General features: G+C 68.5%; 12 protein-coding genes. 11 read left to right on the top strand and 1 reads right to left on the bottom strand.

Features of this window, described 5'->3' with window-relative positions; translation table 11 throughout:
• Positions 1 to 33: 33 nt before the first annotated feature.
• Entirely contained in the window at positions 34 to 462 is a 429-nt protein-coding gene (locus MJO54_RS00300) for a DUF4226 domain-containing protein (RefSeq protein ID WP_233428794.1), read from the bottom strand.
• 144 nt (positions 463 to 606) lie between these two features.
• Between MJO54_RS00300 and eccB the strand changes: the two genes are divergently transcribed.
• The 11 genes from eccB (at position 607) to eccE (ending at position 15,503) form a co-directional block, all read left to right on the top strand.
• The gene (gene eccB / locus MJO54_RS00295) at positions 607 to 2,106 is read left to right on the top strand and encodes a type VII secretion protein EccB (protein ID WP_065153598.1); all 1,500 of its coding nucleotides are present in this window, start codon (positions 607 to 609) and stop codon (positions 2,104 to 2,106) included.
• 4 nt (positions 2,107 to 2,110) lie between these two features.
• On the top strand, positions 2,111 to 6,250 hold the full coding sequence (locus MJO54_RS00290; protein ID WP_046284906.1) for a type VII secretion protein EccC: 4,140 nt from the start codon (positions 2,111 to 2,113) through the stop codon (positions 6,248 to 6,250).
• A 109-nt stretch (positions 6,251 to 6,359) separates the two neighbouring features.
• Positions 6,360 to 6,665, top strand: coding sequence for a PE domain-containing protein (locus MJO54_RS00285; RefSeq protein WP_046284907.1), 306 nt, complete (start codon positions 6,360 to 6,362; stop codon positions 6,663 to 6,665).
• 3 nt (positions 6,666 to 6,668) lie between these two features.
• Positions 6,669 to 7,853: a PPE family protein gene (locus MJO54_RS00280; protein ID WP_046284908.1), complete on the top strand. Its 1,185-nt coding sequence runs from the start codon at positions 6,669 to 6,671 to the stop codon at positions 7,851 to 7,853.
• Positions 7,854 to 7,968: 115 nt separating this feature from the next.
• Entirely contained in the window at positions 7,969 to 8,286 is a 318-nt protein-coding gene (locus MJO54_RS00275) for a WXG100 family type VII secretion target (RefSeq protein WP_046284909.1), read from the top strand.
• 36 nt (positions 8,287 to 8,322) lie between these two features.
• Positions 8,323 to 8,616, top strand: a complete 294-nt coding sequence (locus tag MJO54_RS00270; protein ID WP_046284910.1) for a WXG100 family type VII secretion target — start codon at positions 8,323 to 8,325, stop codon at positions 8,614 to 8,616.
• 103 nt (positions 8,617 to 8,719) lie between these two features.
• On the top strand, positions 8,720 to 9,568 hold the full coding sequence (locus tag MJO54_RS00265; protein ID WP_065153599.1) for an ESX secretion-associated protein EspG: 849 nt from the start codon (positions 8,720 to 8,722) through the stop codon (positions 9,566 to 9,568).
• A 94-nt stretch (positions 9,569 to 9,662) separates the two neighbouring features.
• On the top strand, positions 9,663 to 10,679 hold the full coding sequence (locus MJO54_RS00260) for a MinD/ParA family ATP-binding protein (protein WP_105295449.1): 1,017 nt from the start codon (positions 9,663 to 9,665) through the stop codon (positions 10,677 to 10,679).
• Between the two features lie 5 nt (positions 10,680 to 10,684).
• Positions 10,685 to 12,283, top strand: coding sequence for a type VII secretion integral membrane protein EccD (gene eccD, locus MJO54_RS00255; protein ID WP_082977692.1), 1,599 nt, complete (start codon positions 10,685 to 10,687; stop codon positions 12,281 to 12,283).
• The gene (gene mycP, locus MJO54_RS00250; protein ID WP_396879385.1) at positions 12,268 to 13,947 is read left to right on the top strand and encodes a type VII secretion-associated serine protease mycosin; all 1,680 of its coding nucleotides are present in this window, start codon (positions 12,268 to 12,270) and stop codon (positions 13,945 to 13,947) included. Before eccD ends, mycP begins: the two co-directional genes overlap by 16 nt.
• Positions 13,944 to 15,503 (top strand): type VII secretion protein EccE, encoded by a 1,560-nt coding sequence (eccE, locus tag MJO54_RS00245; protein WP_082977694.1) that lies wholly within the window; start codon positions 13,944 to 13,946, stop codon positions 15,501 to 15,503. The genes mycP and eccE overlap by 4 nt, the downstream gene beginning before the upstream one ends.
• Positions 15,504 to 15,563 lie beyond the last annotated feature (60 nt).

Here is a 15,563-nt window from a genome sequence, read left to right as displayed (position 1 = left end):
AAGACGACTGCGATATCGACTGCTGCTCGAGACTTAATCATCCGCGCCATTTCCCGGGTCGTACGCCGGTGGCTCGGGCGTGGGACTCGTGGTGCGGGGCGGACTGGTCTTCCGGCCGCCCGGATACCGCCCGGTCAACGCCAGCACCTGAGCGGCGCGCTGCCGACTATCAGCTGATGCGTCGGCCACGATCCGGTGGATCTCCCGGGTCTTGCCCGTCAGATACGCCTGGAACTGACGGGCACCGGCCGGGGTGTCCAGACCGGGCCAACTCGCGGCACTCTGGCGAATCTCGGCTTCCAGCGCGTCCAGACGCGCCCGCGCCTGCAGGTTGTTCTGGTGGGCGCCGCGCAGGATCCCCTCGAAGGAGCGGTCGAGCTCGACCGACGTCGCCAACCGCTGCGCCAACTGCTCTTCGCGTGCCCGGGCTGCCTCCGCAAAAGCACCCGACTTGTCCGGCATAGCGCAAAAGGTACGCGCGTCGGCCTCATCGCGTGTGCGCAAGTGACTGGTTCCCGCTGGCCAAGGCCAGTAATGTCGTCGCGGTGCGCTTTGTCGCCGCAGGGGGCGGCGCCGCCGAGCGTGCGTCGTTAGGGGTAGCAGAGCATGCCGCTGAGTCTGTCGAACCGGGACCAGAACTCCGGTCACCTGTTCTACAACCGACGACTGCGCGCCGCCACCACCAAATTCTCGGTGCGCATGAAGCACGACGACCGCAAACAGACCGCCGCGATCGTGCTCTCTATCGTCCTGATCTTCATCGGCATGGGCTGGATGCTGCTGCTGAACGTGCTGCGTCCGGCCGGGATCGTGCGCACATCATCGATCGTCGGCGACCGCGACTCCGGTGCGATCTATGCGCGCATCGACGGGCGGCTGTACCCGGCGCTGAACATCACCTCGGCGCGGCTGGCGGTCGGCCACGCCGAGGTGCCCACCTGGGTCAAACCCGCGGAGATCGCCAAATACCCGACCGGCCCCACGATCGGAATCCCCGGTGCCCCGGCGTCATTGGTCGCCAACACCGGCGCCCCCTCCGCCTGGGCCGTCTGCGACACCGCGGGCTCCCCGCGCCGTGCCGAACCCCCCGTGGTGACCTCGATTGCGGGCCCGCTGAGCACGGCCGGCCGCGCCGCGCCACTGGCCCCGGGCGCGGCCGTGCTGACCCGCTTCCAGGGCGCCACCTACGTCATCTGGGGCGGCAAACGGTCCCAGGTGGATCCCGCCGATCGGGCGATCACGCTGAGCCTCGGCATCGACCCGGGCATCACCGTTCCGGTGGAGATGTCACGGGCACTGTTCGACGCCCTGCCCAGCACCGAGCCGCTGCGCGTCCCGGTGATCCCCCTGGCAGGAACGCCGTCGCAGTGGGTGCCCGGGTCCCAGGTCGGGGCGGTGCTGGAGACCCGGACGGCCGGCGGCGGCTCCCAGTTCTACGTGCTGGTGCCCGACGGGGTCCAGAAGATCACCAGCTTCGTGGCCGACCTGATCCGCAGCGCGAACTCGTTCGGGTCCGTGGCGCCTCTGGTGGTCAGCCCCGACAAGCTGGTCAACATCCCGGAAGTGGGCACGCTGCCCGTCGAGTACTACCCCGGCAGCAGGCTCAAGTTCGTCGACACCGCCGCCGATCCGACCACGTGCGTGGGCTGGGAGAAGGCTTCCGGAGACCGACAGGCGCGGATCACCCTCTACAGCGGGCGCGGGCTGCCGGTGTCGCCGGCGATGGACAACCGGATCGTCCGGTTGGTACGTGATGACCGCAGCCCCACCTCGGTGGTGGCCAACCAGGTCTTGGTGTTGCCGGGCGCAACGAACTTCGTCACCTCGACCAGCGAACTGCTCGACTCCGATTCCCGCGAAACCCTGTTCTGGGTGTCGCCCAACGGTGTCCGGTTCGGCATCGCTGGCGAGAGCGAGACCCTGCGGGGCCTCGGCCTGGATCCCGGGTCGGCACAGCAGGCTCCGTGGCCGCTGCTGCGCACCTTCGCGACCGGTCCGGAACTGTCGCGGCATGCCGCCCTGCTGGCCCGCGACACCGTGACCTCAGCCGGTGCGGTGCAGCCGGTGGTCCCCAACAATCAGCAGGGCGTCCCGGGAGGGCACTGAGGCGATGTCAAAGCGCGCATTCGTTCCGGTCCGTCTTCAGGTGCCCGAGCCCAAGCCGGTGCGGGTCGCGCCGCGCGCGCCGGACGCCCTTCCCGAACGCGAGCCACGCAACCTGTGGGTGATGATCGGCATGCCCGCGCTGATCGTCGCGCTGATCGGCACCATCGTCATGCTCTACGTGTCCGGGGTGCGCAGCTTGGGTTCGGGCATGTTCCCGATGGTGGGCATGGCAGGCCTGGGCATGCTGATGTTCTCCGGGCGATTCGGCCGGGCCCGCAAGATCAGCTGGGGTGAGCAGGAGAAGAACCGCCGCAGCTATCTGCGTTCCCTCGACGGCGAGCGCGACGAGATCCAGAAAGCGGTCTGCGCCCAGCGCAATTCCCAGGAGTTGGTGCACTCCAACCCGCAAGACCTGGGCGCGGTCATCGGCGGACCGCAGATGTGGGAACGTCGCCGCTCCGACCCGGACTTCCTCGATGTGCGGGTGGGCGTCGGCGTGCAGCACGCCCCCGACTCGGTGTTGTCGGTGCAGTGGCCGGAGATCCCGATCGACGAGGAGCTGGAGCCGGTCACCGGCCAGGCGTTGCGTGACTTCATCCTCGAACAACGCAAGATCCGCGACATCGCGAAAGTGGTCAACCTGCGCGCCCGCCCGGGCTTCAGCTTCGTCGGCGAGGACCTCGACGGGGTCCGCTCGTTGCTGCGTTCGGTGCTGAGTGGGCTGGCGGTGTTTCACAATCCACTGGACGTCAAGTTGATGGTGGTGACCCGGCACCCCGAGCTGTGGTCGTGGATGGTCTGGCTCCCGCACAACCAGCACGACGAGCTGTTCGACGCCTGCGGGTGGCGGCGCCTGGTGTTCACCAGCCCCACCGAACTCGAGGCGACGCTCGGCGCCGACCTGCACATGAAGGGCAAACGCGGCGCCTGGCGGCCACCGTCAGCGCCGAGTCCCACCACCATGGGCTCGGCATTGGAGACCGGCGCTGACGGGCACGATCTGGGGCCGCATTGGGTGATCGTCGACGACAACACCGGCAGCCCCGAGGCCTGGGAAAGCGTCGTCGGGCGCGTCGGCAAGGAAGGCATCACGGTGCTGCGGGTCGCGTCCCGGCTCGGCAACGGTGTCGGATTCGCCCGCGACGAGATCTTCGAGGTGACCGGCAATCCTGCACGGCCCATGCTGCGCGCCGGCGGCAAGTTCTTCGCCCACGCGGATCAACTGTCGGTGCCGCGTGCCTACCGCTACGCGCGGGCGATGGCGCGCTGGTCGCCGACGGCCAGCGTCGACGTCGCCGACGCGGGCAGTGGCGCCCTGGAACTGTTGCGGGCGCTGGGAATCGACGACGCGCGCGAGCTCAACGTCGACCGGCTGTGGGCCGAGCGGCGCAGTCGCGGCGACGAGCGCTGGGCTGAGATCCCGGTCGGCGCCAAGCCCAACGGTGAATTGCAGAACGTCGTGCTGCGCGCAAAAGACTTCGGCGGCTTCGGTTTCCACTCCGTGGTGATCGGCACCAGCGGCTCGGGCAAATCGGAGTTCTTCCTGTCCCTGGTGTACGGCATCGCGCTGACGCACTCGCCGGAGACCTTCAACGTGATCTTCGTCGACATGAAGTTCGAGTCCGCGGCCCAGGACATCCTCGGCATCCCGCACGTGTCGGCGGCCCTGTCCAACCTCGGTAAGGACGAGCGGCACCTCGCCGAACGGATGCGCCGCGCCATCGACGGTGAGATCGCCCGGCGCTACCGCCTGTTCAACTCCGTCGGCGCGCGCGACGCCAACGACTACGAGGAGATCCGGCTGGCCGGCCGGGACCTGGAGCCGGTGCCGATCCTGCTGGTGGTGATCGACGAGTACCTGGAGCTGTTCCAGAACCATCCCAAGTGGATCGACCTGATCATCCACATCGGTCAGGAAGGCCGCGGCGCCAACGTCTTCTTCATGCTCGGCGGGCAGCGCCTGGACCTGTCGTCGCTGCAGAAAGTCAAGTCCAACATCGCCTTCCGGGTGGCCCTGCGCGCCGAGTCCGGCGACGACAGCCGCGAGGTGATCGGCTCGGACGCCGCCTATCACCTGCCCTCGAAAGAGAACGGCTTCGGCCTTTTGAAGGTCGGCCCGCGCGACCTGGACCCGTTCCGCTGCTTCTACCTGTCGGCGCCGTTCGTCGTCCCCAAGCGCAAGTCGTCGACGGGCAAAACCCTCGACATGACCTTGACCAAGCCGCGGCTCTACACCTGGCAGTACCAGCCGCTGGACGAGGCGGACGCCCAAGCGCTGCAGGACATGTCGGCCACCGACGCCGAGCCAGACGAGTTCCTTCTGCACGCCGACGGCTTCAAGAAGAAGAAGATCGTCGACGTGCTGCGCGAGTCCCTGATCGCCGCCGACCGCAAGGCACCGCACCTGCCGTGGCTGCCGCCGTTGGAGATCTCCGAGTCGGTCGATGAGCTGGTGGCCCGCTACCGGGGCAAGCCGTGGGACGTCGACTACGGCCGCAACCCCGGACTGGTGTGGCCGCTGGCCGTCAAAGACATCCCCGAGGACGCCCAGCAACTGGTTCACTGCGTCGACGTGTTGCGCAGCAACGTGATGGTGGTCGGCGCCAAGAGCCGCGGCAAGACGACGACGCTGATGACGCTGATGTGTTCGGCGGCGCTGATGTACTCCCCGGCGCGGTTGACGTTCTTCTGTGTCGGCGGCGCCACGCTGGGCTACGCCGAGACACTGCCGCATGTGGCCGACATCGTCTCCCCGGCCGACCGCGAGGGCGTGGAGCGCACCGTTGCGACCATGGCCGCGCTGATCAGTGCCCGGCAGGACACCTTCCGCCGGGACAAGATCGACATCAACGAGTTCCGGGACCGGCGCTTCGGTTCCGGCGGCGAAAGCCTCGCGGGCACCGATCCCAACGACCCGTACGGCGACGTGTTCCTGGTCATCGACGACTTCTCCGACCTCTACGCCGCCGACACCATGCTCGGCGACCGGATCATCGCGCTCAGTGGTGTCGGTCCCGAGTACGGAGTGCACCTGATGACCAGTGCTTCCGGCTGGATCCACGGCCAGCGCCAGACGCTGCTGCAGAACTCCGACGTGCGCATCCAGCTGCGGCTGCAGAACCCGGGTGAGAACGAGATGGGCACGGCGTCTCTGGACGCCCGCGATGCCGCCAAGCGGACCGTGAACCGGCCCGGCTTCGGTCTGACCGAGTCGCTGCACGAGATGCTCATCGGGGTGCCAGAGCTGGCCACCGACGATGGCGCCCGGATCGGAACCCGAGAACTGGGGACGCGGGTGGCCGAGGTCGCGGGCGTGACCAAGCACGCCACGCTCAAGCGGCTGCCGCCCGCGGTGGCGCTGTCGGAGATCCTGGCCTACGACGTGGCACAGCGTCCGCCTGCCCAGACCGCCCCGTCGATCGCGTTCATGATCGGCGAGCAGCACGATCTGTTGCCGGTGCCGCTGATGCTGTCCGAACATCCCGGGCTGATGATTCTGGGGCGGGCCCTATGCGGCAAGAGCGCCACCCTGGCCGCAATCGGCGAAGCGGTGATGGCGCGGTTCAGCCCGCAGGAAGCCCAGATCACCATCGTCGACCCCAAGACCGGACCGCTGCGTGACCTGCAGGGCGCCGGTTACGTCAATGCCTACGCCTATGACCAGGACGAGATCGACGAGGTGCTGACCACGCTGGCCCAGCAGGTTCTGCTGCCCCGGCTGCCCGCCAAGGGCCTGAGCCAGGAGGAGCTGCGCGCGCTCAAGCCCTGGGAGGGGCCCCGCCATTTCGTGTTGATCGACGACGTGCAGGATCTGCGTCCGGCGCAGATCCATCCGGCCAAGCCCCCAGTGGGCGCGGCGTTGTGGAAGCTGATGGAGCGGGGCCGCCAGATCGGGCTGCACGTGTTCACCACCAGGAACTCGTCCAACTTCGGCCAGCTGGAGATGGACCCCTGGGTCAAGACGCAACGCGCCGCCAAGGTGCCCACTTTGTTCATGGACAACGACCCGCAGAACAAGGTCAATCGGATGGTGCGGGCCCAAGCGTTGCCCGCGGGCCGGGGATTACTGGTCAACGATTCCGAAGTGGAAGGTGTGCTGGTCGGAGTGCCCTCGTCGATGATCCACGATTTCGAGCAGCAATAACCGGTATTTACATCGTGAAGTGACGGCGGCCCGATATCGGTTTACGATCGACTCCGACCTGCCAACGTCGGCATATCAGCGATGAGGCTGATGAGGCAAAGGGGAGGAAATTATGTTCTCTGTAGAACCGGAAGCAGTCCTGGCGTCATCGGGCGTCGAGGCGGGAATCACCGCGGAAACGGAGGCAGCCGCCTCAGCGGCCAGCCCGGCCCTGCTGGGCGTTCTCCCGATGGGCAACGACCCCGATTCCATCGCGTTCCAGGCCGCCCTACTGGCATCCGGAAGCGAGTACCTGGGCATCGTCGCCGAACATTCGGCGCAGCGCGGCCTGTTCTCCGGTGCGCAGGCCACCGCCTCGGGTGTGTACGGAGCCACCGAGGCGCTGCGAGCCGCCACCGTCGCACTCGGCGGCTAATCAGTGGCCGACCCGGGGTGGGCCGCCCGCACACCGGAGACCAACGACATGTTGCTCAAATCCGGCGCGGGCGTTGCGACCATGCTGACCAACGGGGCGGCATGGACGTCGTTGGGTGTGGCCCACCACGCGTCGGGAATCGCCTCGGCGGTCAACACGGCCTTGACCTCGATCGGTTGGATCGGCGCCGGATCGGAGGGATCGGTTCTCAACGCGACCCTGCTGAACGTGGCCCTGCACGGGCTGGCGGGCTGGGTGGATGTCAAGGCGCCGATCGTCGCGGCGGCAGTCGAGGCCTACCAGCTGGCCTACGGCAGCATGCGTACCACGCAGGAGTGCGAGGAGAACCGGATCGAGACCGCCACCGACTACGGGATCAACCCGTCGGTGCTCGGGGCGCTGACGCCACGCATCACGTCGCTCGAGTTCGAGTACTTCGGGCTGTTCTGGCCCAACAACGCCGCCGTGGGTGCGTCCTACGGCGCGGTACTGACCGCGCTCATCTCCAGCCTGACGGTTCCCGCTCCAGTGGCCGGGATGGGCGCTTCACCCGCGGCTCCTGCGGCTGCGGCCAGCGCCGTCGGCCAAGCGGCATCGCAGGCCGCGGCCGGTGGTGCCATGCGCGCCGCGTACACCGGTACGTCCACGGCAAGCAACGCCGCCGGCCAGGGCGCTAACGCCGCCCAGGGCATGGGCTCGCAGATGAGTTCGATGCTGGGACCGGTCCAGCAGATCGGCTCGACACTCATGCAAGCGCCGCAGTCGCTCATGCAGATGCCCCAGTCGATGATGAGCCCGATGCAGTCCCTGATGGGCATGTTCATGAACCCGAGCATGCTGGGCGGCGCTCTCAATCCGGCGGGAGCCGGCGGCATGCCGGCCACGGCCATGCTGGCCAATGCGACCTCCGCGCCCGGCGCGGGTGGCTTCGGGGGCGGCGGTGCGGGCGCGCCGGTATCAGCGTTCACCCGGCCCGTGAGCGCATTCGAGTCCGGCGGCGGGCGCCCGGTGGGGTTGCGGCCCAGTGGCGCGCTGGGCTCCGTCGAGTCTCAACGGGTGACGACCACCAGCGCCGGAGGCATGGGTGGCATGCCCATGGCTCACGGCGCCGGGGCGGGCGGAAAAGGTCAGGGCGACCGGTCCTCCGACCGGACCAACACCGTGCGAGTTGTCGACGACCGGGTGTGACCTGGGCGTTTGCTGAATACAGGGTGAATCGACACATCCGAGAGGAGCCAATACACTACCGCCAGCTACATCCCGCCGAACCCGGGGGGGTTGTTCTACAACCGAGGAGGAACCGATGGCAGCCATTGTCGTCACGCCCGAACTGATGCGGAACACCGCGTCGAAGTTGTCGCAGCACATCGAACACGCGCAGGCGATTGCCAACCAGTACCTGGCCGACCACGAGAACATCCTGGGCGCAGCAACCTGGGACGGCGGCGGCGCCAAGGCCTCGTACGCCACCGCCGCGCAGATCCACGAGGACATGCAGAAAGTCCTCATCGGTGGCACCCGTCTGACCGAGGGCCTCAACCAGGCCGCCGCCCTGATGGAATCGCACGAATCCCACTCTGAGCACGCCTTCCACTCGCTGTTCGGCGGACAGTCCGCCTAGCCCTCGACCCCCGTACTTGAAAGGACACCGATTCCCATGGCTGCAAGTGACGGCATTACTTACCACCCCGGCGCCGTAGGCGATCACGCTCACGGCGTGATCAGCAGCGCCGGCACCCTGGACCAGATCCACCAGGACTCCCACCAGCTCACCCAGATGCTGACCGAGTACTTCGCCGGCCACGGTGCCACCGGCTTCTTCGAAGCCCAGGCCCAGATGCTGTCCGGCCTGCAGGGCCTGATCGAGACCATCGGTCAGCACGGTTCCACCATCGGCTCCGTGCTGGAAGGGGCCATTTCGACCGACCAGACGATCCAGTCGCTTTTCTGATCGGTCCGATCGTCGCCGAGGTGGGGTGTCTGCGCGACCGGCGCAGATGCCCCATTTCGTGTGTCAGGCCGACTACCGCAACCACAGGTGAGACGAGGGTGACGTGCTGACTACGACGCTCGACGGGCTGTGGGTGCTGCAGGCCGTCACCGGGATCGAGACGCTCTGTCCAGAACTGGGACTGCGTCCCCTGCTGCCCCGCCTGGACACCGCCGAGCGGGCACTGCGGCACCCGATCGCCGAGGAACTCACCGCGATCGGCGTGCTCGATGACCAGGGCGAAGTGGACCCGATGGTCCGGGAATGGCTGACGGTGATCATGCGGCGCGACATCGCGCTGATGCTGAACCTGCATTTCCCCGGGCGTCCCACCGGCGATCCGCAACACATGACCCGCATCTCGATCAGCCGGTTCGCCTCCTGGTGGGTGGTGCTCGAACGCCATGACCAAGAGGTGCGGCTCTATCCCGCCGGCAGCGCCACCGACCAGGCGGCCGCGGGCGATCTGCTGGTCGGCCAGATCGAGCGGTTGTGCGGCGTCACCGAGGCCGCCAAGCTGCGGCCGGTCACCCTGGACACCAAGGAGCTGCTCGAGCGGGTCCGCGACCAGGACAGTCTGCGTCGATACCTGGCCGCACAACGGCTCGAGATCGACCAGCAGCAGATCGTGGCGCTGGCCGCCGACCCGGAGGTGTCCGGGCAGGCCAACATCGTCGCGATCCAGCCGGGTGCCGGTCCCGAGGAACTGGCGCGGATGGCTATCGCGGACACGGCGGTGCTGATCTCGGACACCCCGTCGGGCCGCGTCTGCGTGGAGAACATCGACAACGGCGGCCGTCGCTACCAGATCGTCTCCCCCGGGACGCGTGCCGACGTCGCCAACGCCATCCTGCGGCTCATCGCTCGACTCCCAGCCGGTGCCGACTGGCATTCACATCGGCGCGTTGTATGACAGTGAATTCACATCTTCACCATTACCGTGCATTACCGTCCTCCGTCAGAAACGTTGCAAACACGGAATCAGCAGCCGTGTTAACATCACGCACGTGACGAGCCCATGGAATAGCCAGAATATGCCTGACGAAGGCTCATCCGGGCGATGGGATCCGGCATCCAGCCACCGCTACCGGGATTCGGTATCGGACTCCATGCGCATTTCCGACCTGGCGACACCGCGCAAGATTCCGCCCGGCTCTGGCTGGCGCAAACTGATCTATGTCGCATCGGCGAAAGTTATTAATCCCGGCGAATCTCCGCGCGAACGTCATTACCGTGATTTGCGCAATAGAATTCGTCGGCACATCCGGCGTCAGTACGTGATCACGTTGGTGTCCGGAAAAGGCGGCACCGGTGTGACGACGATGACCGCCGCTATCGGCAGCGTGTTCCGGGAATGCCGACCGGAAAATGTGATCGCGATTGACGCTGTTCCGGGCTTCGGGACCCTGTCCGATCGCATCGACGAGCACCCGCCCGGCGACTACTCGGCCGTTTTGAGCGACACCGACGTGCAGGGATATTCCGATATCCGCGAACACCTGGGGCAAAACGCCGTCGGCCTGGATGTCCTGGCCGGCAACCGCACATCTGATCAGCTGCGCCCGCTCGTCCCGGCCATGTTCAGCGGGGTGTTGTCGCGGCTGCGGCGAACCCACAACGTGATCCTGGTCGACACCTCGTCAGACCTGGAGCACCCGGTCATGAAGCCGGTGTTGGAGAACACCGACACGCTGGTCTTCGTCTCCGGGATCACCGCGGACCAGTCCCGCCCGGTGCTGCGGGCGGTGGACTACCTGGCTTCGCAGGGCTACCACGAGCTGGTGTCACGGTCCACGGTGATTCTGAACCACTCCGCGCCGGGTGAGGACAGCGCCGCGGTGGCCTATCTGACCGAACGGTTCAGCAAAACCGGAGCCACCGTGGAGGTCATGCCGCATGACGCCCATCTGGCAAAGGGCGGAATCATCGACGTCCACAACGAGGTGAAGAAGAAGACCCGGCTGCGGTTATTTGAAATAACCGCCGGTCTGGCCGACAAGTTCGTGCCCGACACCGAAAGGTAAGCACGGTGACTTCTCCGACACCAGCTAAAGTCGCGTTTCCGGCACGCTGTGCGGTAAGTCTCGCCTACGACAAACACCTCGTGTCCCAGGTCTTCCCGGCCGGTATTCCGGTGGAGGAATTCTTCGAGGGAATGGTCGAGCTGCTCGACGAGGATCTGCGGCACCACGGTTTCGACGGGGTGGCTCTCCCCCCGGGCAGTTACGAACTGCACAAGGTCAACGGGGTCCGGCTGGACATCACTCGCAGCCTCGACGACCTGGGCGTACAGGACGGCGACACCCTGGTTCTGGTCCCCGCGGTGGGTGGCGACTCGTTCGAGCCGCAGTACGAGTCGCTGTCGAGCGCGCTGGCCGCGACGGCCCGCCGATTGGGCGCGCAACCCGAGATCAAGTGCCAGGAGTGTGGGCACAAAGCCGACGAGCAGACCGTGACGCGGCTGCTCAACGTCAAGGTCGATCGGATGTTCGCCCCGGTCACCGCGTTGACCGCCGCACACACCGCGATCGGGCTGATGGCCATGGCGGTGGTCGTGCTGTCGACGCTGGCGGTTCGGGCCCGGATGTTCAGCGACAGTTGGCCGCCGGCGGCGGTCCTGGCCGGCCTCGGCGCACTGTTGGCACTGGGTGCCACGGTGATCCGGCGGAACTGGCCGGCACGCGACGACTTGTTCAGTGGATTCGGCTGGCTGGCCGTGCTCGCGCTGTCCTGCGCCGCATTGTGCGCGGCACCCGGTGCCCTGGGTGCGCCTCACCTGTTGATCGGGGTGACGGTCCTGGCGTTGGGCGCGATCGGGCTGAGCGTGCTGTTGCGTTCGCAGACCGCGGTGGCCACCGCGATCGTCACCGCGGCGGGGGTCGGCGGGGCGGTGGCGGCAGCGCGGATGTGGCATCCGGTATCGCCGCAGGTGATCGGTATCTGCATGCTGTTGGGCCTGCTGATCCTGTTGCGCATGTCGCCGACGATCGCGCTGTGGGTTGCCCGGGTGCGGCCGCCGTACTTCGGTTCGATCACCGGGCGGGATCTGTTCGCCCGGCGCGCCAACATGCCGATCGACACGGTCTCCCCGGTCAGTCCGGAGGACGGTGAGGACGACGAGGACGATCTGGTCGACATCTCGGCACGCGGCGCCGCGATCGCGGCCTCGGCACGGTTGATCAACGCGGTGCAGGTCGGGATGTGTGTCGCGATCGCCGCGGCGCTGCCGATCGCGGTCTGGATGGTGTTGGAACCGGGCGGGGCCCGGCCGCGTGGTGCGCTGGCGCTGTGCGGTCTGGTGGCGGGCCTGTTCATCACCCAGGGCCGCGGTTTCGCCGGCCGCGTCCAAGCGATCGCCCTGGTGGGCGGGGCGTGCGCGGCCGTACTCACCGGAATCGTCAAGTACGCGCTGGCGAACCCGGGCGACACCGCCGGGGGGTTCTTGTGGCCGGCCGCCGCCATCGCGGCCTTCACCGGGCTCGGGGTGGCCGCCGGCCTGCTGGTCCCCGAGACCAAGTTCGTGCCCTGGATCCGGCTGGCCGTCGAATGGCTCGAAGTACTGGCGTTCATCGTGGTGGGGGTGCTTGGCGCTTGGCTGGGAGGACTGTTCGTGTGGGTGCGCAACTGAACCCCGTGCGCGCCCGCGGGGCAGCGGTCGCCGCGGTGATGCTGTTGGTGAGCCTGTCGAGCAGCCCCCCACTGGCGCAGGCCATCGAGCCGCCGTCCGTCGATCCGGCCCTGGTGCCGGCGGACGGGGTGCCCGGGCCGGACCAGCCGATGCGCCGCTCGAACTCGTGCAGTGTGCCGATCACCGTCAGCAATCCCGATGTGGCCCAGCTGGCACCGGGCTTCGACATGCTGGGGATCGCCGCGGCGTGGCAGTACTCCACCGGCAACGGCGTGCCGGTGGCCGTCATCGACACCGGCGTCACACCGAACCCTCGGCTGCCGGCGATTGCCGGCGGCGACTACATCATGGGCGGCCCTGAGGGCCTGGGCGGTCTGCAGGACTGCGATGCGCACGGCACCATCGCCGCGTCGATCATCGCCGCGGCCCCGCTCGGCGTGCTGCCGATGCCCCGCCCGATGCCGGAAGTACCGGCGTTCCCCCCGCCGGCCGGTCCTCCGCCAAGTATCGGCGAACCCCTGCCGCCGGCTGATGTGCCCGGCCCACCGGCCCCGCCGCCGCTCCCAGCTCCGGTGACCATCACCCAGGTGGCACCGCCACCCCCACCGCCGCCGCCCCCACCGCCGGAGGGTGCCGTGGCACCGGCATCGGGGCCGGCCGATCCCCAGACCGAGGACGAGCCGGCGGTCCCGCCGCCGCCGCCCGGCGCTCCCGACGGTGTGGTCGGGGTGGCCCCGCACGCCACCGTCATCTCGATTCGCCAGTCGTCGCGGGCTTTTGAGCCGGTCAACCCGCAGCGGTTCAGCTACGACGACGAGCGGGTCAAGGCGGGCACGCTGGCCACGCTGGCCAAGGCCGTCGTCCACGCGGCCGACATGGGCGCCAAGGTCATCAACATCTCGGTGACGTCCTGCGTTCAGGTGGCGGCCGGGCTCGACCAGCAGGTGCTGGGCGCAGCCCTCTGGTATGCGGCGACGGTCAAGGACGCGGTGATCGTCGCGGCCGCCGGCAATGTCGGCGAAGCCGGCTGCGCCGACAACCCGATGTTCGACCCGCTGAACCCGAGCGACCCCCGGGACTGGAACCAGGTCAAGGTGATCTCGAGCCCGTCGTGGTTCTCCGACTACGTCTTGTCCGTGGGCGGCGTGGACGCCACCGGGGCGCCGATCGACAAGAGCATGGCCGGCCCCTGGGTGGGGGTGGCCGCCCCGGCCACCCACGTGATGGGCCTATCCCCGCAGGGCGGTGTCCCGGTCAACGCCTACCCACCGATCCGGGTGGGCGAGAAGAACATGCCGTTCTGGGGCACCAGCTTCTCGGCCGCGTACATCAGCGGCGTCGCCGCCCTGGTGCGGGCGAAATACCCGCAGCTCACCGCACATCAGGTCATCAACCGGATCATGCAGACCGCACACAATCCGCCCGCCGGCGTCGACAACCGGGTCGGCTACGGGCTGGTCGACCCGGTCGCGGCGCTGACCTTCAACGTGCCGGCGGGTGACCCGCTGGCACCAGGCTCGCAGCAGCGGGTGATCACCCCGGCCCCGCCGCCACCGCCGCCGGACCATCGGGCCCGCACCGTTGCCCTGGCATTTCTCGGCGTGATCGCCGCGACCGTTCTGGCGGCCGCGATCACCGCGCGGATCCGGAGGGCCACCAAGTGAGTCAGAACCGGGTCGGGCTGACCGGGTTCCCGCCGTCGAGCAACCGGCGGCTGCTCTGCGCGACGACGATCGCCCTGTGCGGTCTGGCGGGCTGGGCGCTGGGCGGGCTGATCGGTGTCGCCGTGGCGGTCGTGCTGGCGGTGCTGGTGGTGCTGGTGCCCTGGTGGGGGCAGCCGGCGTGGTCGTGGGCACTGCTGTGGTTGCGACGCCCCGCAAAGGCGGCCTGGAGCGAGCCGATCACGGTGGCCAACAACCGCGCCGGCGGCGGGGTCCGTATCCAGGACGGTGTGGCGGTGGTGGCAGTCCACCTGCTGGGCCGGGCGCATGCGGCCACCGTGGCCACCGGATCGGTGAACGTGGAGACCGACAACGTCGTGGACGTCGCCGAGCTGCTGCCGATGCTGCGGCACGCCCTCGGGTTGGTCCTGGAGTCCATGAGCGTGATCAGCATCGGAGCCCGCCGGGCCACCACCGGCGACTACCCCCGGGTCTACGACACCGAGATCGGCACCCCGCCCTACGCCGGTCAGCGGGAGACCTGGCTGCTGCTGAGACTGCGGGTCATCGACAACACCGCGGCGCTGCGGTGGCGCACGACGCTAGGTGCCACCGCGGTCGCCGTCGCGCAACGGATTGCCGGCCTGCTGCGTTGCGAGGGCCTGCGCACCCGGGTGGCCACCGCCAGCGACCTGGTCGAACTGGATCGGCGCCTCGGCGGTGGTTCGCTGCTGGCCGGCGCCGAGCGCTGGAAGACGCTGCGCACCGAGGGCGGCTGGGTGACGACCTATGCCTATCCGGCCCGCGACATCAGTGCCCAGCTGCTGGCGCAGGCGTGGACCCTGCCGGTCGATGAGGTGATCCAGAACGTCACGGTGTTCCCGGACGGGACGTGTACGGCCACCGTGACCCTGCAGACACCGCAGCCGGCCCCGACTCCCCCGTCAGTGGTGCTGCACCGGCTCAACGGGGAGCAGGCCGCTGCGCTGGAGGCCAACATGTGCGCCCCTCGCCCACAGCTGCGCGGTCTGCGGCCCGGCCGCTTACCGGCCAGCCTGCCCATCGAGATCGGTCCGTCGGGCGTCCTGATCGGCAAGCTGGCCAACGGCGACCGGCTGATGGTGCCGCTGACCGACTCCGGCGAGTTGAGCCGCGTCTTCATCGCCGCCGAGGACCTGATCGCCAAGCGCATCGTCATCCGGGCCGCGGGCGCCGGCGAACGGGTCTGCGTGCACACCCGGGACAAGGCCCGCTGGGCCAGCGTCCGAATGCCCGAAGTGGCTGTGGTCGGCGAATCCCGGCCCACGCCGCGCACCACCGTCAGCGTGGTGGACGGGCCGATAGCGCCGTCGCCGCGGCCGGCCACCGTGATCACCGTGGCACCCCCCGGGACACCGCCGCCGCCACCGGACGCGGTCGAGGTGAGTATCGAGCAGATCGACCGGAACGCGGTACGGGTTGCGGCCGCCGGGAAATCGTGGCTGGCTACGGTGGAGTTGTTCCGGGCGGAAAACCGGTACTGCAGCCCGGAGGCGCTGGCCCCGATGTCGTCGCGATGACACCGCATCGCATCGGTTGTCAGCCGGAGACCCTGGACGCGCGACAGAGGACGACAGACA

The sequence above is a fragment of the Mycolicibacter virginiensis genome, assembly GCF_022374935.2.
Taxonomy (GTDB): domain Bacteria; phylum Actinomycetota; class Actinomycetes; order Mycobacteriales; family Mycobacteriaceae; genus Mycobacterium; species Mycobacterium virginiense.
The sequence above is the reverse complement of the archived record's forward strand: the minus strand, read 5'-3'. Positions and strand labels throughout refer to the sequence as shown.

Bases quoted from the DNA above. Each gene is read 5' to 3' on its own strand.
- MJO54_RS00300 (WP_233428794.1), bottom strand. From the start codon at position 462: ATGCCGGACAAGTCGGGTGCTTTTGCGGAGGCAGCCCGGGCACGCGAA.
- eccB (WP_065153598.1), top strand. From the start codon at position 607: ATGCCGCTGAGTCTGTCGAACCGGGACCAGAACTCCGGTCACCTGTTC.
- MJO54_RS00290 (WP_046284906.1), top strand. From the start codon at position 2,111: ATGTCAAAGCGCGCATTCGTTCCGGTCCGTCTTCAGGTGCCCGAGCCC.
- MJO54_RS00275 (WP_046284909.1), top strand. From the start codon at position 7,969: ATGGCAGCCATTGTCGTCACGCCCGAACTGATGCGGAACACCGCGTCG.
- MJO54_RS00270 (WP_046284910.1), top strand. From the start codon at position 8,323: ATGGCTGCAAGTGACGGCATTACTTACCACCCCGGCGCCGTAGGCGAT.